The sequence below is a fragment of the Mycobacterium sp. 852014-50255_SCH5639931 genome, assembly GCF_001665605.1.
Taxonomy (GTDB): Bacteria; Actinomycetota; Actinomycetes; order Mycobacteriales; family Mycobacteriaceae; genus Mycobacterium; species Mycobacterium paraffinicum.
The window spans coordinates 93,176-113,097 of the sequence record NZ_LZSV01000032.1 but is presented as its reverse complement, the minus strand read 5'-3'; the positions used below and the strand labels follow the sequence as shown (position 1 = coordinate 113,097).

Below are 19,922 nucleotides of genomic sequence, written 5' to 3'. Positions count from 1 at the left end.
GCACCGTAGTTGCCGCGCGCATACGGCGCCTGGTGGCGGCCGTAATTGCCACCGGCATAGCCGCCCTGCTGCGGCGTCATGTGACCGCCGTAATTACCACCGGCATAGCCGCCCTGCTGCGGCGTCATGTGACCGCCGTAATTACCACCGGCATAGCCGCCGTGCTGCGGACCGGACGCTGCCGGGACCGAGCTGATCGAAGTGCCGGGCACGGCCCGGCCGGGGGCGTTCGGGGTCACGCGGCGAGGCGCAGCGGGCGAAACGTGAGCGGGCATGGCCGGTGCCGGGCGAGCGGGCGCGACAGGAGCCATATGCGCGGGCGCCACGTGGCCGCCCGCCATCTGCGTGGCATTGGCGGATTCGGCGGCAGCATACGAATCGGCGCTGAGTCCCAGGGCGCTGACGAACTGCTCGTGGATCATGCTGGCCTCGGCGCTGATCGCCTGATACTGCTGGCCGTAACCGGCGAAGGTGGCCGCAGTCAGCGCCGAAACCTTGTCGGCCGCCGCCGGGACCACTCCCGTAATCGAAAACGCGGCCGACGAGTTGGCCGCCGTTACGGCAGAGCCGATGGCCTGCAGCTGACCGGCTGCGGCTAGCAGCAGGTCCGGCTGCGTGGTCAGGAACGACATGTGTCTTCTCCTAAATCTGGGGTGTCGCGTCGTGCTTCGGGAGACTATGTCATAAATTATGAATCTATGTCTAGTCAGAAGTATAAATTTCTTTTTTTCGTTCCCTGACTCGCAGATCTGGATGCTTTGCCCGTCTTTCGGCACCGGGTTACTCTGTACGGATGCCACGCACGAATGCCGCAGGCTGGGGACTCAAGCGCCTGCTCGAGGCAACGCTGAACCGCGACATCACGGTCGAGCAGTTGCGCGACGCCTGCGGCGTCACCAAAGGACGCTGGTACGGGGGCGTCGGGCGCGCGAACGCGGACGACTTCCCCGACGCCGAGGAGGCCAGGCGCGCCGCGCACGCGTTCGGGCTCAGCGCCACCTGGCTACAGGTAGAACTGGGCCTGATCACTCCCGAAGATGTGCATGCGGCGTTGGGTGACGGGCAGTCGCTGGACCCGTTCCGCGCCACGACCCGGCAGCGAGTGTTGATGCCGAATCCCGCGGCGGAGGGCTCGAGCGACTGAGTCGCGGCCGGGTGACGCCTGGTTGTCGGTGCCCGCACATATAATCGAACACATGTTCGAGTTATCGACCGGGCCCGCCGCCCTGGTGGAGCTGATCGAGTCGTCACACCGGCAGGAATCCATGCTGGTGGCCCGCCGGCTGGCCGCGGTAGCGGCGTTGCTGCGGCACCGGGTGGCCACCGCCGAGCGGCCCGAGCGGCCCCACGAATACGCGGCGATCGACGGCTTCGAGCAGACCGCTGCCGAGGTCGCCGCCGCGATGAACCTCTCGCCGGTGGCGGCGAGCTATCTGGTGTCGTACGCGGAGGCGCTGGACACCAGGCTGCCCAGGGTTGCGGCCCTGCTCGCGGTGGGCCGGACGGACTGGCGGACCGTGCGCTTGATCATCAGCCGCAGTGATCTGGTGACCGACGAGGAGCTGATCACGAAGATCGACGGGTCGCTGGCCGAACGCATCGGTAACTGGCACGGCTGGTCGAAGCAGCGCATCATCAACGCCGTCGACGCCGCCGTGCGAGCCACCGACCCCGACGCCGCCCGTGAGCGCCGTCTTGCGGCCGAGAACGACCGCCACATCGCAATCAGCACCAAAGAGGATGGAATGGCCGACATCTACGGGTCGGTCGCCGCCACGGCCGCAACCGCCTTTGATCGGCGGCTCTCGCAGGTCGCCAAGCGGGTTTGCCCCTCCGACCCGCGGACACTGGATCAGCGCCGGGCGGACGCGCTGGCCGCGCTGGCCGAGGGCCGCGAGCTGGCCTGCACCTGCGGGCAACCGGAGTGCCCCTACCGGGTGGGTGACCATGTCGGGACGGGAGCGCAGGTGGTCATCAACGTGGTGGCCACCGACCGGACCGTCGATGCCGATGGCACTGAGCCCGGCTATCTGGAGGGTTACGGGGTCATCGACGCCGAGCAGGTGCGCCGACTGGCCGCTGCCGCATCCGTACTCGTGGCCGATCCGGTGACCAGCCCGGTCGAAGCGCTGCGCTACCAACCATCCGCCGCGCTGGAGCGGGCCGTCCGGTGCCGCGATCTCACCTGTCGATTCCCCGGGTGCAGCCGGCCGGCCGTCGTCTGCGACCTCGACCACACCATTCCGTTCAACCACCGGAATCCGGCGGCGGGTGGGCAGACCGTCGCGGATAACCTCAAATGCCTTTGCCGACAACATCATCGACTCAAAACCTTCGGCGGGTGGCGCGATATGCAACTGGCCGACGGCACCGTCGTCTGGCAGTCCCCGACCGGGCGGACCTATCGCACCTCGCCCGCCGGTGCCGACCTCTTCCCTCAAACCCGCGGCCCGGCCTGCGCGGCGCCGGCGCCCAGCAGAAGGAGCAGATCGCGGCAACGAAGCGCGCGGATCGCTCGGGCGCGCAACCACAACCGCGTGCAGCGGCCGATCAACGAATCCCGGCGAGCGTTGGAGGAGGCCCGCCAGCAGGAGATCTCGGCGCGCAAGTTCCGAAATCACATGCGCGACATGCTCTTTGCGTTCAAAGGTACACCGAGCACCAGCCCCTTCTGCACTTGGGTGAACGACCCCAAAGAACCCGAAGAACTACCGCCTGACTGGACTCCCGACGAACCGGCCCTGGACCCCTTGCCGGACGATCCACCCTTCTGACGCGCACTGCGCGTGAGCCTCGAGTCAGCCTCCAGCGGGGGGTTGAGCGATGACCGTGGGCTTGAAACCGTATCGCGGCGCGACGAAGTGGGCTGCTGCACTGCGCCCCGCCCCACCGACAGGCATCATCGGCACCCCACCAACCGCGTTCGTGGCAGGTTCAATAGCCGATGCAGCAGTGAGGCCGTTGAGCGCCACGGCGACCGGCGGTGTCGCCGGGGCCGCGCTTGTCCATACCGCCGGCACCGATAGCCCACCGATCGATGCCGCCTTACCCACGGCTCCGCCAATCGAGCCGAGCGAGCCGAGGCCGCCGCCCGAGATGGCGGCGGGCAGTGCCGCTTCGGCGGCTTTTGCGGCGCTGGCGGCCGCCTTTGGCATCGCCTGGGAAGCGAGACCTTCGATATCCTTGAAGGTGGTCACGAACAGCCGCGTCGGCGATATCAATCGAATGAACGCGTCGAAAGGCGTGCTGGCGTCCAAGGTCTGCGACCCGGTCAGACCCTCCAAGAGGTCACCCAGCGGCCCCCCCACGACAATCCCGTCACCCTCGGTGTTCAGCCCGATTCCACCCAGGGAAAGCACGGGATTGGCGGGGGGATTGCTCGTCGACCCGGCCAGCGACGACAGCGTTTGAGGCACCGCGTTGAGCACTTGCGTGCTGTCATTTCCGCTGGTACCGGCCGCTTGCGCCACCGCCGCGGCCTGTCCGGCGACCCCGGCCGGGTTGGTAGTGGGTGCCGCCGGCTCAAAGGGTGGCAACGTCGACGCCGCGGCCGACGTACCGGCGTATCCGTACATCGCGGCGGCATCTTGTGCCCACATCTCGCCGTACTGCGCCTCGGTGGCCGCAATTACCGCGGTGTTCTGACCGAGGAAGTTCGTCACCAGCAACTCCATCAACAGCGCCCGGTTCGCCGCGATCACCGGTGGGGGCACCGTTTCGGCGAACGCCGCCTCGTAGGCACCCGCTGCCGCCACGGCTTGAGCGGCGGCGTCTTCCGCCCGTCCGGCCGTGCCGCGTAGCCACGCCACTTGCGGCGCCGCCGCAGCCAGCATGGACGACGCGGCCGGCCCCTGCCATGGTCCGTCGGTAAGGGCCGCAATCGCTGAGCCGTAGGAGACTGCCGCCGAATACAGCTCGGCGGCCAACCCGTCCCACGCCGACGCGGCGGCGAGCATCGGCCCCGAGCCGGGTCCCGAATAGATCAGCGTGGAGTTGATCTCCGGCGGTAACTGCGCGAAATCCAGCATTGCGCCCTCGCCTAACCGACCGCGGCGGCGTTGACCGTCTCCGTGGCGGCGTACGAACCGGCGCTGACGCCAAGCGTCGTCGCCAACTGATCACGAACCGCGGCCGCCTGCGCACTGATCGCCTGAAAAAGCTGCGCGTGCCAGGAGAACTGTGCCGCGGTCAATATCGATACCACGTCAGCAGCGGCGGGAACCACCTCGGTCGTCGGGACCGCCACAGCCAAATTTCCTTCCCGCACCGCCTCGTTGATGCTGTGCAGCTCGCCGGCGGCCGCATCCAGTATCTCCGGTTGCGCCATCAGGAAAGACACATTCTCCTCCTCAAAATCGGTTCAAATCAACAGCTTTCAGCGCCAAATACGGACACTGAGTCAGACGCCTGGACACGTTAGGGCAGTCGTGTCCAGAGATGACAGCTTCTGACGCGCCAATTCATTACCGGGTCGATAACTGTTCACTTAGCTGGGCGGAAATGCTGCAACATTTGAATCAGGCATGAAAGATGTTGCAAGCAAATATGATTAGAGACATATATGTACTTATATGTGGTTGCTAGGGTAGCCGCGCGGCTTTGCCAATGAGTGCTTGGGATAGTAAATACGCAGGCACACAACATCATTCGTATCTACGTGATGCCGGATCGGGAGACGTCGGCCAACCCGTAGCATCGGCTGCCCCCCAGCGGCTAGGGTGCCAGCATGCCGGTCGCTATGAAAACCCCGAGGTTTGCCCGCAGATTGATCGCCCTGGCCGTCGCCGGCTTGGCGGCCGCCATGGTGTCGGCCTGCGATTCCCCGCCTTCCGCGCCCGCGCCCGGGGTCAATCCCCGTCAGGTCACGGTCTTCGGGTCGGGGCAAGTCCAGGGCGTCCCCGACACCCTGACCGCCGAGGTCGGCATCGAGTTCACGGCACCCGACGTGACCGCCGCGATGAACCAGACCAACGACCGTCAGCAAGCGGTCATCAACGCGCTGGTCGGCGCGGGCGTCGACCACAAGGACATCAGCACCACCGAGGTCACGCTGCAGCCGCAGTTCAGCAACCCCGGGCCCAACGGCACCGAGACCATCACGGGGTACCGCGCGACCAACGCCATCACAGTCAAGATCCACCCGCCCGACGCCGCGTCGCGGATGCTGGCCCTGATCGTCGGCACCGGCGGCGACGCCACCCGGATCAAGTCGGTCAGCTACTCCATCGCCGACGACTCGCAGCTGGTCAAGGATGCTCGCGCGCGGGCGTTCAACGACGCGAAGAATCGCGCCGAGCAGTACGCCCAGCTGTCCGGGCTCCGGCTGGGCAGGGTGCTGTCCATTTCGGAAGCGACGGAACCCACGCCCGGGGGACCACCCGCGCCACCGAAGGCCATGCCCAGCATGGTCCCGCTGGAACCCGGGCAGCAGACGGTGAGCTTCTCGGTGACCGCGGTGTGGGAGTTGGACTAGCCCGATGGCGGCGACCCGCCGCACCCGGCTTCGCCGCGCTTGCGATCGCCGCCTAGCGACTACTGCTGGTACACCCTGGGGTCCAGGGTGCCGATGTACGACAGGTCGCGGTAGCGCTCGTCGTAGTCCAGGCCGTAGCCCACGACGAAGTCGTTCGGGATGTCGAAGCCCACGTAGGCGATGTCGACGTTGGCGCCCTTGGCATCGGGCTTGCGCAGCAGCGTGCAGACGCGCAGGGAACGCGGATGGCGGCTGGTGAGGTTGCGCAGCAGCCACGACAGGGTCAGACCCGAGTCGACGACGTCCTCGACGATCAGCACGTCGCGGCCCTGGATATCGCGGTCCAAGTCCTTGAGGATTCGCACCACACCCGACGACGACGTCGAGGTCCCGTAGGAGCTGACGGCCATGAACTCGAACTGGGTCGGCACCGGAATCGCCCGGGCCAGATCGGTGACGAAGATCACGGCGCCTTTGAGCACGGTGATCAGCAGCAGATCCTGGCCGGTCTCGGTCATGGCTTCGCGGTATTGCCCGCCGATCTCCTCGCCGAGTTCGGCGATCCGCGCCTGGATCTGCTCGGCAGTAAGCAGCACTGACTTGATGTCCCCCGGGTACAGCTCCACGGGCTGGGCGGGGGTGATCGCCGAGGAGATCTGGGCCACGCCCACAGAGTGCCACGCCAACGGCCGAATAACCAACGGCGACCCCGGTATTGCGCCTATCGAACCGGTTCGCGCCACAGGGTGAGTACGCCGTCGCGCCGCCCCGCGATCAGCCGCTCGTCGCGCAGTGCGGACCCGACCGCCACCCCGCCCTGCCCGCGCCAGGCGGTGACAAGGGCGTCAACGGCGCGGATCTGCTTGTCGGTCAGGCCCGTTGCGCCGCCCGCCAAGAGCCAGCCGCGGATCACCCGGCGCCGAACCGGGACGGGCAGCGCGGCGAGGGCCTGCGTCTGCAATCCCGCGCCCGCCTTCGCCTCGGGCAGCGCCTGGGCCGCGAGCGAGTCGATGAGCTCGGTGTCCTCCCGCAACGCCGTCGCCGTGCGGGCCAGCGCCTCGGCCACCCCGCCACCCAGCACATCCTCGAGCAGCGGCAACACCTCCAGGCGCAGCCGGGTCCGGGTGAAGCGGTGGTCGGTGTTGTGCGGGTCCTGCCACGCGGTCAGCCCCAGCTCGCGGCACGCGGCGTGGGTCACGGCGCGCCGCACACCCAGCAGTGGCCGGCCCCAGGGCGCGTCGTACGGGCGCATCCCGGCGATCGACCGCACGCCCGACCCGCGGCCCAGGCCCAGCAGCACCGTCTCCGCCTGATCGTCGAGCGTGTGGCCCAACAGCACCGGTCCGCCGTGGTACGCGCTCAACGCCGCATATCGGGCGGCACGGGCGGCGGCCTCGGGACCGCCTTCGTTTCCGACGTGTACGCGAACGACTTGTGCCGCAACGCATCCCAAGGTGACGGCTTGCGCCCGGGCGGTTTCGGCGATCGCGGCGGAGTCGGGTTGCAGCCCGTGATCGACGATCACGGCGGTGGTGGGCAGCAGCTGGGCCGCCACCGCCGTGAGCGCGAGGGAATCCGGGCCGCCGGACAGCGCCACGCACCATTGTTCGGCCGTGGCGACATGGGTCTGGATGAACGCCTCGACGGCAGCGCGCAGCTGCCCTACAGCACCCTGTCGATCCATCGCTGGGGTTCCTCGATTTCGGCGGGTAGGGGCAGCGTCTCGGGACCCGTCCAGATGGCGTTGAACCGCTCCATGCCGACCTTCCCCACCACGTGGTCGACGAACGCCTTGCCCCGCGTGTACTGGTTGAGCTTCTCGTCGAGCCCCAGCAGCGCGCGCAGCAGGCGCTGCAGCGGCGGTTGCTTGCGGTTGCGGCGCTCGTCGAATCGACGGCGGATGGTGGTCACCGACGGCACCACCATCGGCCCGACGGCGTCCATCACGTGGTCGGCGTGGCCCTCCAGCAGCGTGCCGAGCACGAGCAGCTGATCGAGGGCCTGACGCTGCGGCTCGGACTGCACCGCACGCACCAGACCCACGATTCCCGACGAGCTGCCATTTGCCGCCCCGTTGCCGCGGGTGCGGACGTACTCCGCCAGCCGGCTCGCCACCTGAGCGATGTCGTCACCGGCGTCCCGCGTCAGCAGCGCCAAAGCGCGGGACATGTGCTCGGACAGCCACGGGTTGGCGGTGAACTGCACCCGGTGGGTCACCTCGTGCAGGCAGACCCACAACCGGAAGTCGGAGGGATCGACCCGTAGCTGCCGCTCGACGGCGATGACGTTGGGATACACCAGCAGCAGGCAGCCCTCTTTCGCGGCGGCGAACGGGTCGTACTGACCGAGGATTCCGGACGAAACGAACGCCAGCACGGCGCCCGTCTGCGCGCCGGTGACGCGGCCCGTCAGAAAGCCACGCGGCTTCTCGGCCCCGTTCATCATCACCCGCATCGACTCGGCCGCCGCGCCGATCCATTCGGGGCGGTCGACGATGCGGGCGGCGGGCACGACACCGTTGGTGACCAGGCCCGTGACCTCACGCACCGGCGGTTCGGCCTTGGCGGCCGAACTGGTGAGCTCGTCGATCACCTGACGCCGGGTGTATTCACTGGATGGCGGACCGGGCCGGGCCAGCCGCTGACCGACGGTGGCGGCGAAGCGCCAGTCGACGGCGGTACCGAGGGTCAGCTCAGAGGGCGCGCTCATGAGCAACCACACGACCAGAGCCGGCTCGCCAGGGCGTCCATCGCGTTGCGGCCGTTCGGGCCGGCGGCGTTGGAGATGAAGGCGAAGGTGAGCACCCGCCCGCTGCGGTCGGTGAGCACCCCGGCCAGGGCGTTGATGGCGGTCAGCGAGCCGGTCTTGGCGCGTAACCAGCCCGCCGGCCCCTGATTGGAGGCCGCATCGGTGAAGCGGTCGGCCAGCGTCCCGCTACCGGCGGCGATCGGGAGCAGATCCAGCAGCGCCCGCAGGGTCGGCTGGTCGGGTCCGGCGGCGGCCTGCAGCACACCGTCGAGCGTCTTGGCGGTGAGCCGGTCGTCGACGGAAAGTCCGCTGGAATCCATCAGGGTTACGCCCCCGGTGTCGACGTGGGCGGTGCTCAACCGGTTCGTCACCGCGTCGGCCGCCCCGGCGAAGCTGCGCGGGCGGTTGATCGCGGCCGCCACCTCGCGGGCGATGCACTCGGCCATCACGTTGTCGGAGTGGTCCATCATCTCGGACAGCCGCTGCACCAGCGGCGCCGACTGCACGACGGCAAGCTGCCGCGCCCCCGACGGCGCCGTCGCGATCGTCACGGCGCCGGGATCGAGGCCCAGCGCCTTGGCCAGCTCTCGCCCGGCGTCGAGCGCCGGGGTTCGCGACCGCCGGGAGTTGACGGTGCTCGGCTGGATGCGCCCGGCGTCGATCATCACCGACTCGATCGGCGCGATGTCGCCGTTGTCGACGTCGGCGCCATCCCAGCCCTGCGCCATCGTCGGCCCGGTGAACGCCGAGGTGTCCACCTGCACCGCCGTCGGCGTCACTCCGCTGCGGCGGATCTGCTCGACGAGGTCGCTGAGCCGGGCGGATCCGCGGTACCAGGTGTCCACGCCGGGCGGCGCCGCCGACAGCACCGGGTCCCCGGCACCGACCAGCACGACGGGACCCTGGGCGTTCTGGCTGCCGGCCACCACCCGCGTGCTAATCCGCGCCTGGTGGTCCAGAGTCAGCAGGGCCGCGGCCGCGGTCAGCACCTTGTTGGTCGACGCCGGCACCAGCGGCATGTCGTCGGCCACTTGCCAGAGCTCTTTCCCGGTCAGGGCGTCGGTGACCCGGGCGCCCAACCTGCCCAGGTTCGGATCGGCCGCCACGGGCGCCAGCGCGGCGGCCACCCCGGCCGGGCTCGGTGTCTCGGCGGTGTCACTAACCGGGATCATCCCCGGCTTGACCGTCGGCGCGTGCGGGGGCGGTATCGGCGCGTGCGAGCTGTTGCCGCCGTGCCCCGCCGAGGTGAAAAACGTTGCCGCCGCCACTACGGCGGCGACAAACGCCAGCACGGCCAACCCGACGAACACGTGGGTGGACTTTTGCCAGCGAGTGGGACCCATCGCTCTCCTGACTGTCTCCGACCCATTCTGCCGAATCCGCCGCAAATGCCTCGACTAGGGTGATCCCCGACGCAAACGGACCACCGCGGTACGCCCAGATCTAAGGAGCACACAGTGCAATTCGACGTGACGATCGAGATCCCGAAGGGCCAGCGCAACAAGTACGAGGTCGACCACGAGACCGGCCGGGTGCGTCTGGACCGCTACCTCTACACCTCGCTGGCCTACCCCACCGACTACGGCTTCATCGAGGACACGCTGGGTGAGGACGGGGACCCACTGGACGCCATGGTGCTGCTGCCGCAGTCGGTGTTCCCCGGCGTGATCGTCGAGGCGCGCCCCGTGGGCATGTTCCGGATGGTCGACGAGGCCGGGGGCGACGACAAGGTGCTGTGCGTGCCGGCCGGCGACCATCGCTGGGACCACATCCAGGACATCGGCGACGTGCCCGAATTCGAGCTGGACGTGATCAAGCACTTCTTCGAGCAGTACAAGGCGCTGGAGCCGGGCAAGTTCGTCAAGACCGCCGACTGGGTCGGCCGCGCGGACGCCGAAGCCGAGGTCCAGCGTTCGGTCGAGCGGTTCAAGTCGAGCGGGCACTGACGACTGCTTACCTGCGGTAACGCTCGTGGCGTAACCGCACGCCGATTTCCGGTGGCATCCTAGCGATGTGACCCCGGTGTTGCATTTCGCCACCAATTTCTGGTGGCTGGTTTTTCCGCTGGGCGGTGCGATCGGCGGCGGCCTTCGGGCCATAGCCGCCGCGAACGAGCGCCGGGCCGAGCGCCGGCTGGAACGATATCGGCTGAAGCAGCAGGCCAAGATCGCGGTGGCCGAGGCGTCGGGCCGGGCGCGGACCAACGAGGAAAGTGATCGGCGAGAGATCGCCAAACTCGTTGCGGCGCATGACCGTACCGACATCCGGTGGTTCGACTATGAAGTCGATATCGCCCGATTGCTGGATTTCCCGATGATGACCGATATGCGGGCCCCGCTGACCATCGCGTTCCATCGGGCGAAGCGGCACGCGGATTTGCTGCGGCCCGAACCGCCCGAGAGCCTGGTCGGCAACCGGGACGCGTTGGTGGAATACCGCGACGCCGTCCACGAGTACATCAGTGCGTTCGAGATCGCCGAGGCCGAGGCGATTCGCCGGCGTCGCAGCGACTTCTCGGCGGACGAGCAGCAACGGATGGCGCGGGCCCAGAGCTTGCTGCACCTGGCGCAGGACGAGGCGGCCACCCGCGACGAACGACAGAATGCCTACGCGCGGGCGAGCAAGGAACTTGACGGCCTGATCGTGCTGCCCGCCCCCGCGAGGGCCGGCATCGAACGACGCATCGCGGGCCAGATCGAGGCCTAAGCCGGCGACGCGGCCTTGGCGTTGCGGCGATTGCGCAGCACACTCCAGCTCAGCGCCGCGCCGATGAACACCACCCCCACCGACGCGGTGATCGCCTCGGGAACCTCGTATCGCGGGTTGACGGAGAGCAGCATGATCACTGCCAGCACCCCGATCGCCCAGTGTGCGCCGTGCTCCAGGTACACGTACCGGTCCAGCGCATCCTGCTTCACCAGGAAGATGGTGATGGACCGGACGAACATCGACCCCACCAGCCCGAGACCCAGTGCGATGACGATCGGGTCCGACGTGATCGCGAAGGCGCCGGTGACCCCGTCAAACGAGAAGGCGGCATCGAGGACCTCGAGATACAAGAACAACGTGAAGCCGGCCTTGCCGACCGCCGTGCCGGCCGACACCGCCTCGAGGTCCTGCGGGCGAAACGCCCGGCTGAGACCGTTGACGACCAGATAGGTCACCAGGCCCAGCAGTCCCGCGGTAAGCACCGTCTGGCCTTCGTCGGTGGAGTGCGTCAAACGCGTCCCGACGAGCACCAGCGCCACGACGGCCACCGCCACCGATACCTGGCCAAGCCGCCCGATGCGGGCGAACGGAGCCTCAATCCACTTGAGCCATTTGATGTCTCGGTCGTAGACGATGAAGTCCAAAAACAGCATCAACAAGAACGTCCCGCCGAACGCCGCGATCTGTGGGTGCGCGGCGACGATCAGCTTTTCGTAGCTCGGCGAGCCGTCGGGGAATTCCAGCGCGCCGTGCGGCGGGGGGTTCAGCGCCAACTCCATCGCCCGGACCGGATCGAGGCCCGCGGTCGCCCAAACGATCAGCAACGGGAAGATCAGCCGCATCCCGAACACGGCGATGAGAATCCCGACGGTCAGGAACATCTGCCGCCAGAACCGGCTCATCTGCTTCAGGATCGCGGCGTTGATGATGGCGTTGTCGAACGACAGCGACACCTCGAGGGTGGCCAGCACCAGCAGTAAAAAGAGGTCCTTCAGGCCGCCGTGGGCATACCCGACCGCGAGGGCCGCCACGCTGACCAACAGCGAGATCCCGAAGATGCGCAAGGCGGCCAAGGTGTCCTTTCCGACAGCCGCCCACGATAGCGAACCCCGGTCGCCGCCGCCGACCAGCATCCACGGCCACTTACTATTTTCGAATTGTGGCCATGCCCGAAGTCGGCGGTACCCAAGCCTCCACTGGCGCCGGTCCGATCACGCGCGGCAGCGTGGCCCGGGTCGGCGCCGCGACGGCGCTGACCGCCCTGTGCGGTTACGCCGTGATTTACCTGGCCGCCCGAAACCTGGCGCCGGGCGGCTTTTCGGTATTCGGGGTGTTCTGGGGGGCATTCGGCCTGGTCACCGGCGCCGCGAACGGTTTGCTTCAAGAGACCACCCGGGAGGTCCGCTCGAGCCGCCACCTCCCGGCGGCCTTACCGGGCGGGGACGAACCGCGGACCCATCCGCTGCGGGCCGCCGCGCTGGTCGGCCTGGGCGCGGCCGTGGTGATCGCCGGTAGCTCGCCGCTGTGGAGCGGGCGGGTGTTCGTCGAGCAGCGCTGGCTGTCGGTGGCGCTGCTCAGCGTCGGGCTGGCCGGGTTCTGCGTGCACGCCACCCTGCTGGGCATGCTGGCCGGCACCGATCGGTGGACCGGGTACGGGGCGCTGATGGTGACCGACGCGGTCATCCGGGTGACCGTCGCCGCGGCCACAGTCGTGCTCGGCTGGCGCCTGGTCGGCTTCCTGTGGGCCACCGTCGCGGGCGCGGTCGCCTGGCTGATCATGCTGGTGGCTTCGCCGTCGGCGCGGGCGGCCGCCCGAATGCTGACGCCCGGTGGCGCCCAGACCTTCCTGCGCGGGACCGCCCATTCGATCACCGCCGCGGGCGCGAGCGCGATCCTGGTCATGGGTTTTCCGGTGTTGCTCAAGCTGACCAGTAACGAGCTCGGGGCTGAAGGCGGGGTGATCATCCTCGCCGTGACGTTGACGCGAGCGCCACTGCTGGTGCCGCTGACGGCCATGCAGGGCAATCTGATCGCGCATTTCGTCGACGCACGCAGCAATCGGGTTCGTGCCCTGCTCGCGCCGGCGGGGATCATCGGCGGCATCGGTGCGGTCGGCGTGGTGGCCGCCGGGGTCGTGGGCCCGTGGCTGCTGCGGGTCGGCTTCGGGCCGCAGTACCAGGCCAGCGGCGCGCTGCTGGCTTGGCTGACCGCGGCCGCGGTGGCGATCGCCATGCTGACGCTCACCGGCGCCGGCGCGGTAGCGGCGGCGCTGCACCGGGCGTACTCGCTGGGCTGGGTCGGCGCGACGGTGGCGTCGGGGTTGCTGCTACTGCTGCCGCTGCCGCTGCAGACGCGGACCGTCGTCGGCCTGTTGTGCGGTCCGTTGGTGGGAATCGGTGTTCATCTGGTGGCGCTCTCGCGCGCCGAGCGCTTGACCGGCTGATCCTGGCTAACCTTGTGGGCATCGACTCCAAATACTCGGGCGCCTGGATCGTCATCCCCGCCTTCAACGAAGCCACCGTCATCGGCGAGGTGGTCGCCGATGTGCGCGCGATCTTCGACAGTGTCGTCTGCGTGGACGACGGCAGCACCGACGGCACCGGCGAGGTCGCCAGGCAGGCCGGTGCTCATCTGGTGCGGCACCCGATCAACCTGGGCCAGGGCGCGGCCATCCAGACCGGCGTCGAATACGCGCGCAAACAGCCTGGTGCGCAGGTGTTCGCCACGTTCGACGGCGACGGGCAGCACCGGGTCAAGGACCTGGCCGCGATGGTGGACCGGCTCTGCGCGGACGACGTCGACGTGGTCATCGGGACGCGGTTCGGCGCGCCCGGTGGAACCCGGCCGCCGTTCGTGAAGCGGCTGGTGCTGCAGACCGCCGCGCGCCTGAGCCGTCGTGGTCGCCGACTTGGCTTGACCGACACCAACAATGGGCTGCGGGTCTTCAACAAGAAGGTCGCCGACGGGCTGGACATCACCATGAGCGGCATGAGCCACGCCAACGAGTTCATCATGCTGATCGCCGAAAACCATTGGCGCGTGGTCGAACAACCGGTCGAGGTGCTCTACACCGATTACTCCAAGTCGAAGGGGCAGCCGCTTCTCAACGGCGTCAACATCATCTTCGACGGGTTCCTGCGAGGAAGGATTCCGAGATGAAACGGACTGAAAGATGAACTGGATCCAGGTGCTGCTGATCGGATCGATCATCGCGCTGCTGGTCTATCTGCTGCGGTCGCGCCGGAATGCGCGGTCCCGGGCCTGGGTCAAGGTCGGCTACATCGTCTTCGTGCTGGCCGGTGTCTACGCCGTGCTGCGGCCCGACGACACCACGGTCGTGGCGCAGTGGTTCGGGGTGCGCCGCGGCACCGACCTGATGCTCTACGCGCTCGTCATGGCCTTCTGCTTCACCACGCTCAGCACGTACATGCGGTTCAAGGACCTGGAACTGCGCTATGCCCGGCTCGCCCGCGCCCTGGCGCTCGAGGGCGCCCAGGCGCCCGAACACAGCTAGACCGTCTGGCCGCTGCGGAAGTACTCGACCGTGCGGCGCACGCCGTCGTCGAGCCGGACCTGCGGACGCCACCCCAAAACCCGTTCGGCCAAACCGATGTCGAGGCACGACCGCCTCAGGTCGCCCAGGCGGTCCGGATGAAACTCCGGGTCGTCGGGCCCCCCGACCGCCGCGGCCACGGCCGAATGCAATTGTCGGTCGGAGGTTTCCAGTCCGGTACCGATGTTGAACCGCTGCCCGCCGCCCGCCTCCCCGGCGGCCTTGACGAACGCGTCCACCACGTCGTCGACGAACACGTAGTCGCGGGTCTTGCTGCCGTCGCCGAACACCTTGGTGGGCTTACCCGAGAGCAGCGCCTGGGCGAAGATCGCCACGACACCGGCTTCGCCGTGCGGGTCCTGCCGCGGTCCGTAGACGTTGGCCGGGGCGATGTGCGAGCAGTCCATGCCGTAGAGGTGCCGGAACGTGTTCAGGTAGATCTCGCCGGCCACCTTTCCGGCCGCATACGGCGAGGTCGGGTCGGTCGGCACGGTCTCGGGGGTCGGGTACACCGGCGGGGTGCCGTAGATGGATCCGCCCGACGAGGTGTGCACGATCTTGCGCACGCCCGTCCGCCGCGCCGCCTCGGCGAGGCGCACCGTGCCGATCACGTTGACCGAGGCGTCGAATTGCGGGTCGGCCACCGAGTGCCGCACGTCGATCTGGGCCGCCAGGTGGAACACCACCTCGGGCCGGTGCTCGTCGAGGATGGCCTGCAGATCGGCGGTGACGATGTCCGCCTCCACGAAGACGTGCGCGGGGTTGTCGGCAAGGTGCTCGAGGTTGGTCGCGCGGCCGGTGGCGAAGTTGTCCAGCCCCACCACGGTGTGGCCGTCGGCCAGCAGACGGTCGACTAGCGTCGACCCGATGAATCCGGCTGCCCCGGTAACCAGTGCGCGCACCGGCCCACCATACATACTGGCTCTGGCCGTCGCGCTAATCGTCGCTGCGCTGGGCGTTCGCGCGGTGCTGGCGTTCGGGGGCTACTTCTACTGGGACGACCTGATCCTCATCGGGAAGGCCGGCACCCACAACCTGCTGTCGCCGGCGTACCTGTTCGACGACCACGACGGCCACGTCATGCCGGGTGCTTTCCTGCTCGGCGGCGCCATCGTCCGGCTGGCTCCGCTGAACTGGACCGGGCCGGCGGTCAGCCTGCTGGTGCTGCAGCTGCTGGCCTCGCTGGCGCTGCTGCGCGCCCTGTACGTCATCCTCGGCCGGCGGCCGGTGCTGCTGGTCCCGCTGACCTTCGCGCTGTTCACCCCGCTGGCGGTGCCGGGGTTCGCGTGGTGGGCGGCGGCGCTGAACTCACTGCCGATGCTGGCGGCGCTGGCATGGGTGTGCACCGACGCCATCCTGCTGGTGCGGACGGGCAACCAGCGCTACGCGATAACCGGGACGCTGGCCTACTTCGGTGGGCTGCTGTTCTTCGAGAAGGCGGCGGTCATCCCGTTCGTCGCATTCGCGGTGGTAGCGCTGCTGCGCCACGTCGACGGGGATCGGGCGGCGCTGCTCACGGTGTGGCGCGCCGGGCTCCGGCTATGGGTCGCGACGCTGGCGCTCACCGCGGGCTGGATCGCGCTCTACCTGGCCGTGGTCAACCAGGGGCGGTGGAGCTCGGACCTGGCGATGACGGCGGACCTGCTGGCGCGATCGATCACGCACGGCATCGTCCCCGGGCTGGCCGGCGGCCCATGGCACTGGGACCGGTGGGCGCCGGCGTCGCCGTGGGCCACGCCGCCGCCACTCGTGATGGCGCTCGGCTGGCTGGTGCTGGGCGGCACCGTGGCGGTCTCACTCGTGCGCAAGCAGCGCATTGGACCGGTGTGGCTGACCGCGGCCGGCTACGCCGTCGCCTGCCAGGTGCCGATCTATCTGATGCGCTCGTCGAAGCTGACCGCGCTGGAACTCGCCCAAACCCTGCGCTATTTCCCGGATCTCGTCTTCGTGTTGGCGCTGCTGGCCGCCGTCGCGTTCTGCGCGCCGAACCGGCCCGCCGCGCCGCGCTGGCTGGACGCCTCGCCCAGACGCACGGCGGTGACGCTGGGTGTGACGGCGTTGTTCGTGGCCAGCAGCCTGTATTCGACAGCGACCTTTTTGACCAGCTGGCGGGACAACCCGGCCCAGCGCTATCTACAGAACGCCCGGGCCGATCTGGCCGCGGCGCACGCGGCCTCCACGGCGCCGCTGCTGGACCAGGAGGTCGATCCGCTGGTGCTGCAACGGGTGGCGGCGCCGGAGAACCTGGCCAGCCACCTGTTCGCCCTGCTGCACGACCGGCCCGAATTCGCCTCCGCCACAACCCAGTTGCGAATGCTGGACAGCTCGGGCCGACTGGTCAAGGCGCGGGTGACCTGGGTGCGGACCATCGTGCCCGGCCCCATGCCGCAGTGCGGCTACTTCGCGCAGCCGGACAAGCCGGCGCGCCTGGTCCTGGACGGCCCGCTGCTGCCCGCCGACTGGAGCGTCGAGCTCAATTACCTGGCCAACAGCGAGGGAACGATGACGCTGGCGCTGACGCAGGGACCCGACGTCAAGGTCCCCGTGCATCCGGGGCTCAACCGGGTCTTCGCCCGGCTGCCCGGCGCCGGGGACGCGATCACCGTGCGCGCCAACACCACCGCGCTGGCGTTATGCCTCGCGTCGGGTCCGGTCGGGTTCCTGGCGCCGGCCTAGGGCGCGTTCCGGTTCAGCTCGGCCTGGGTCTGTGCGCGCCCGGTAACCGCTTTGACGGATGCGACGGCGCCGTCGGCGACTTTGGCGATCCCGGAGACGTGCAGCGAGGCCGGTTCTCCGACGAGCTGTCCTGCGCCCAGTCCGCCTAGGTAGGGGCCCTGGATCGTGACGTGGAACGGAACATCGCCGCCTGCGGAGAACAGATCGTTGACCACGACCTGGCGAGGATCGAGCACCGGTTGGTAGGCGGCACCCGTGCGTTCGTCATCGATCTCGTGACGGGGGGCGTCGGCGAGGTCTCCCTTTTCCAGCCACGCGCGCACGGTCGCTTCGGCCTCGGGGTCGGCCGGCACCGCCTCGGTCGACGTCCACGGATCGATGTGCGGCGGGATCAGCGGGTGCGGTTGGCCGCTGGCGATCTGCGCCCGCATCGCGAAATAGTCCTGTTCGACGTAGTTCTCCGTTAGCCGGCGGCCGTTCCACTTGTAGAGGCCGACGCCGCGCCAACACGTGAGTGCCCGCGACTGGCCCGCCGGCATGGCGGCGTGCTCGCTGAAGTGCATACACAGGCGATCGCCGTTGAGCACGAACTCGTGCACGACGAGGCCCAGACCCGGTGCGGCGCCGAAGATTTGGTGAACAGCGTCGGCATAGGTGGTCGAACGGACGAGAGCCATGCCGTTGATGTGTACGACGTAGTCGGGCTCCATGATCTCGGGGCAGACCGATTGATCGTGCGAGTTCGTGTAATCGATGCAGTACCTGCGCATCAGCGCGACGAAGGGATGCATGTCAATCCTGAGTGAACGGGCCGAGAAGCGGTGGCACACACAGGGATTCGGGGACGTGCTCGACGCCGATGGCCCGGTCGATGGCCTCGTGCAGGTAGTAGATTCGTCGCTCGTGGTAGCCGAGCCGCAGCGACTCGATGGCCCCCGCGTCGAGCGAGCGCTGCGCGCCGGGCAGGACGTCGAGGTCTTCGAACAGCACCTGGGACAGCACCGTGATGACGGCGTCGTGGGTCTCCCGGTTGGCGTCGGCGTCAAGCGACGAACACCAGTGCACGCAATACGTCGATGTGGACGGGCCCGTCGGCCAGTTGGTGATCAGAAAGACGAACCCCGTCCCGTTGAACACGATGCTCAGGTTCGGGAAGACGTGGTAGGAGAACGTGCCCCGGAACGGCAGATCACCGAGGCCGGGAAATAGGCACGGGAACGGTGACAGTGACTCGCCGTCGATGCCGTCGCGATAGGAGACGAGCATCCGGGAATGGCCGTTGCGCAACAGCTGTATGCCGGTCGCCGCCTGTTGCAGTGCCCGGGCGGCGGACGTGCGGTGCACGTAATTGACGTGGTAGGTCTCGAGATTGGCGTCGACCGGCAGCTTCCAGTTGACCGGGACGTCGCGCACCGTGCGATTCACCAGGTGCAGGCGCCCGTCGAGGTCGGCGAAGTCGCTCAGGTCCTCACCGACGGGGCCGAGAAACTCGGGTAACGCCTGCGCGCCGGAGTCGAGGTTGACGAATACCAGCGGACCCCACGACTCGCAGCGGACCTCCGCCAGGCCATGGCACTCGCGGTCCAGGGCGGCGAAGTTGGACGGCTCGGGGTAGCCGACAAGTTTCCCGTCGAGCGAGTACGTCCAGGCGTGAAACGGACACGTGAGCCGGCGGCCGACGTTCCCCTGCGGCTCTTCGAGCAGCGCGGCCCCGCGATGCCGGCAGGTGTTGTAGAAGGCGCGAACGAGGTTGTCCTTGCCGCGGATCAGCATGACCGGCTTGTCGAGTTGTTCGAGCAGGAGGTAGTCCCCGGGGTCGCGCAGCTGATCGGCGTGCGCGACGAACAACCACGAGCGCGAAAAGACCGCGGCGGCTTCAAGTTTGGCGAACTCGGCTTCGAAATAGCGTCCGGCGGGCACGGGCGGGAGCACCGGGAAGTCCGGCGGGTATGCCCGCCGCTCCGCCTCGGCTTTCGCGTGCCGCTTGATCCCGTCCATCAGCTGGGAGCTCATCGCCACTACTCGAGTATATGAATGATCCCTCATTTATCAAGACATGCTGTCTTGTTCCGGCAAGAATGGCCGCATGCCGAACAAGCAGAAGGCGCCGCCGCGTCGCCCGCGGGGCCGCCCGCCCAACTCGGACGGACAGCTCACCGCCCGGCGACTCCTCGATGCCGCGGCGGCGGTCTGCGTCGAGAGGGGGTTCGAAGGCAGCACGCTGCCGCGGATCGCGGAGCGGGCGGGCGTGTCGCCGACAGCCGTCTACAACCACTTTCACAGCCGCGAGGAGTTGCTGTACGCGGCCGCGGTGCGCGCCCTCGACCAGATCACCGCCGCCGCGCTGCGGGCCGGTCGCGGCGCAGGGACCCTGCAGGCCATCGCGATGGCTTACCTGCGGCCGGAGATGACACAGAACCGGCGGCTGATCGCCGAGCTGCACCTCGCCAGCCGGCGCGACGAGCGGTTGGCGTCCTTGATCGCGCAGTGGCACCGGGACTACGCCGACCGGTTCGTCGGAACGCTCACGGCGACCGATCCGAACCCGAACGCCACGACGAAAGTCGTGTTCCTGCTACTGCTCGGGCTTTGTCACTTCGATGACGTGTCGGCGATCAGGGTGCCGCGCGATGCGGTGCGCGAGCGCGTCGAGCGCATGATCGAGGCGCTGCTACCGGAACGAGCCACCTAGGAGAATCGAACTCCTGACCTGCTCATTACGAGTGAGCCGCTCTACCGACTGAGCTAAGGTGGCGTGCCCTG

The 19,922-nt window shown here is 68.4% G+C and carries 20 protein-coding genes, 1 tRNA gene and 1 pseudogene; 10 read left to right on the top strand and 12 right to left on the bottom strand.

Annotated features, from left to right (window positions below; genetic code table 11):
* Positions 1 to 347: 347 nt before the first annotated feature.
* Positions 348 to 632, bottom strand: a pseudogene (locus A5758_RS26320) (PE family protein); the annotation flags it as partial.
* 161 nt (positions 633 to 793) lie between these two features.
* Here A5758_RS26320 and A5758_RS19050 point away from each other — a divergent pair.
* Together A5758_RS19050 and A5758_RS19045 are read left to right on the top strand one after the other, a co-directional pair.
* Positions 794 to 1,144 (top strand): hypothetical protein, encoded by a 351-nt coding sequence (locus A5758_RS19050; protein WP_067213276.1) that lies wholly within the window; start codon positions 794 to 796, stop codon positions 1,142 to 1,144.
* Positions 1,145 to 1,196: 52 nt separating this feature from the next.
* Positions 1,197 to 2,774 (top strand): HNH endonuclease signature motif containing protein, encoded by a 1,578-nt coding sequence (locus A5758_RS19045; protein WP_067743072.1) that lies wholly within the window; start codon positions 1,197 to 1,199, stop codon positions 2,772 to 2,774.
* Between the two features lie 24 nt (positions 2,775 to 2,798).
* Here A5758_RS19045 and A5758_RS19040 read toward each other — a convergent pair whose 3' ends face one another.
* Both A5758_RS19040 and A5758_RS19035 read right to left on the bottom strand, forming a co-directional pair.
* A complete protein-coding gene (locus tag A5758_RS19040; RefSeq protein ID WP_067743069.1) occupies positions 2,799 to 4,028 on the bottom strand; it encodes a PPE family protein in 1,230 nt (409 codons plus the stop codon).
* An 11-nt stretch (positions 4,029 to 4,039) separates the two neighbouring features.
* Complete coding sequence (locus A5758_RS19035; RefSeq protein WP_067213268.1) at positions 4,040 to 4,339, bottom strand: PE family protein; 300 nt, start codon at positions 4,337 to 4,339, stop codon at positions 4,040 to 4,042.
* A 387-nt stretch (positions 4,340 to 4,726) separates the two neighbouring features.
* Between A5758_RS19035 and A5758_RS19030 the strand changes: the two genes are divergently transcribed.
* On the top strand, positions 4,727 to 5,473 hold the full coding sequence (locus A5758_RS19030; RefSeq protein WP_067213265.1) for an SIMPL domain-containing protein: 747 nt from the start codon (positions 4,727 to 4,729) through the stop codon (positions 5,471 to 5,473).
* Between the two features lie 59 nt (positions 5,474 to 5,532).
* Here the strand turns inward: A5758_RS19030 and hpt are convergent, their stop codons facing one another.
* The 4 genes from hpt to dacB are packed head-to-tail and all read right to left on the bottom strand — an operon-like array spanning position 5,533 to position 9,564.
* A complete protein-coding gene (hpt, locus tag A5758_RS19025; protein ID WP_067213262.1) occupies positions 5,533 to 6,144 on the bottom strand; it encodes a hypoxanthine phosphoribosyltransferase in 612 nt (203 codons plus the stop codon).
* A 50-nt stretch (positions 6,145 to 6,194) separates the two neighbouring features.
* A complete protein-coding gene (gene tilS / locus A5758_RS19020) occupies positions 6,195 to 7,157 on the bottom strand; it encodes a tRNA lysidine(34) synthetase TilS (RefSeq protein ID WP_067743066.1) in 963 nt (320 codons plus the stop codon).
* The gene (locus A5758_RS19015; protein WP_067743063.1) at positions 7,136 to 8,182 is read right to left on the bottom strand and encodes a zinc-dependent metalloprotease; all 1,047 of its coding nucleotides are present in this window, start codon (positions 8,180 to 8,182) and stop codon (positions 7,136 to 7,138) included. Before A5758_RS19015 ends, tilS begins: the two co-directional genes overlap by 22 nt.
* On the bottom strand, positions 8,179 to 9,564 hold the full coding sequence (gene dacB, locus A5758_RS19010) for a D-alanyl-D-alanine carboxypeptidase/D-alanyl-D-alanine-endopeptidase (protein ID WP_067213254.1): 1,386 nt from the start codon (positions 9,562 to 9,564) through the stop codon (positions 8,179 to 8,181). Before dacB ends, A5758_RS19015 begins: the two co-directional genes overlap by 4 nt.
* A gap of 114 nt (positions 9,565 to 9,678) precedes the next feature.
* On the opposite strand from dacB, the gene A5758_RS19005 reads away from it, so the two are divergent.
* Both A5758_RS19005 and A5758_RS19000 read left to right on the top strand, forming a co-directional pair.
* Positions 9,679 to 10,167, top strand: coding sequence for an inorganic diphosphatase (locus tag A5758_RS19005; RefSeq protein ID WP_067213251.1), 489 nt, complete (start codon positions 9,679 to 9,681; stop codon positions 10,165 to 10,167).
* Positions 10,168 to 10,234: 67 nt separating this feature from the next.
* A complete protein-coding gene (locus A5758_RS19000) occupies positions 10,235 to 10,927 on the top strand; it encodes a hypothetical protein (RefSeq protein ID WP_067213248.1) in 693 nt (230 codons plus the stop codon).
* Here A5758_RS19000 and A5758_RS18995 read toward each other — a convergent pair.
* Complete coding sequence (locus A5758_RS18995; RefSeq protein ID WP_067743110.1) at positions 10,924 to 12,003, bottom strand: DUF475 domain-containing protein; 1,080 nt, start codon at positions 12,001 to 12,003, stop codon at positions 10,924 to 10,926. The genes A5758_RS19000 and A5758_RS18995 overlap by 4 nt on opposite strands.
* Before the next feature lie 92 nt (positions 12,004 to 12,095).
* Between A5758_RS18995 and A5758_RS18990 the strand changes: the two genes are divergently transcribed.
* The 3 genes from A5758_RS18990 to A5758_RS18980 are packed head-to-tail and all read left to right on the top strand — an operon-like array spanning position 12,096 to position 14,444.
* On the top strand, positions 12,096 to 13,373 hold the full coding sequence (locus A5758_RS18990) for a hypothetical protein (protein ID WP_067743107.1): 1,278 nt from the start codon (positions 12,096 to 12,098) through the stop codon (positions 13,371 to 13,373).
* 14 nt (positions 13,374 to 13,387) lie between these two features.
* A complete protein-coding gene (locus A5758_RS18985) occupies positions 13,388 to 14,089 on the top strand; it encodes a glycosyltransferase family 2 protein (RefSeq protein WP_067743060.1) in 702 nt (233 codons plus the stop codon).
* A gap of 13 nt (positions 14,090 to 14,102) precedes the next feature.
* A complete protein-coding gene (locus A5758_RS18980; RefSeq protein WP_066955604.1) occupies positions 14,103 to 14,444 on the top strand; it encodes a DUF2304 domain-containing protein in 342 nt (113 codons plus the stop codon).
* Here the strand turns inward: A5758_RS18980 and A5758_RS18975 are convergent.
* On the bottom strand, positions 14,441 to 15,385 hold the full coding sequence (locus tag A5758_RS18975; protein ID WP_197503978.1) for an NAD-dependent epimerase/dehydratase family protein: 945 nt from the start codon (positions 15,383 to 15,385) through the stop codon (positions 14,441 to 14,443). The genes A5758_RS18980 and A5758_RS18975 overlap by 4 nt on opposite strands.
* Between A5758_RS18975 and A5758_RS18970 the strand changes: the two genes are divergently transcribed.
* Positions 15,351 to 17,159, top strand: coding sequence for a hypothetical protein (locus A5758_RS18970; protein ID WP_197503977.1), 1,809 nt, complete (start codon positions 15,351 to 15,353; stop codon positions 17,157 to 17,159). The two genes, A5758_RS18975 and A5758_RS18970, sit on opposite strands and share 35 nt — an antisense overlap.
* On the opposite strand, the gene A5758_RS18965 is transcribed toward A5758_RS18970, so the two are convergent.
* Together A5758_RS18965 and A5758_RS18960 are read right to left on the bottom strand one after the other, a co-directional pair.
* Entirely contained in the window at positions 17,156 to 17,950 is a 795-nt protein-coding gene (locus A5758_RS18965) for a hypothetical protein (protein WP_067743054.1), read from the bottom strand. The two genes, A5758_RS18970 and A5758_RS18965, sit on opposite strands and share 4 nt — an antisense overlap.
* A 1-nt stretch (position 17,951) precedes the next feature.
* On the bottom strand, positions 17,952 to 19,172 hold the full coding sequence (locus A5758_RS18960; protein WP_067743052.1) for an aromatic ring-hydroxylating dioxygenase subunit alpha: 1,221 nt from the start codon (positions 19,170 to 19,172) through the stop codon (positions 17,952 to 17,954).
* A 73-nt stretch (positions 19,173 to 19,245) separates the two neighbouring features.
* Here A5758_RS18960 and A5758_RS18955 point away from each other — a divergent pair, with 73 nt between their 5' ends.
* Positions 19,246 to 19,851 (top strand): TetR/AcrR family transcriptional regulator, encoded by a 606-nt coding sequence (locus A5758_RS18955; RefSeq protein WP_067743049.1) that lies wholly within the window; start codon positions 19,246 to 19,248, stop codon positions 19,849 to 19,851.
* Here A5758_RS18955 and A5758_RS18950 read toward each other — a convergent pair.
* Positions 19,842 to 19,914: transfer RNA gene (locus A5758_RS18950), tRNA-Thr, on the bottom strand. The two genes, A5758_RS18955 and A5758_RS18950, sit on opposite strands and share 10 nt — an antisense overlap.
* Positions 19,915 to 19,922: the final 8 nt, after the last annotated feature.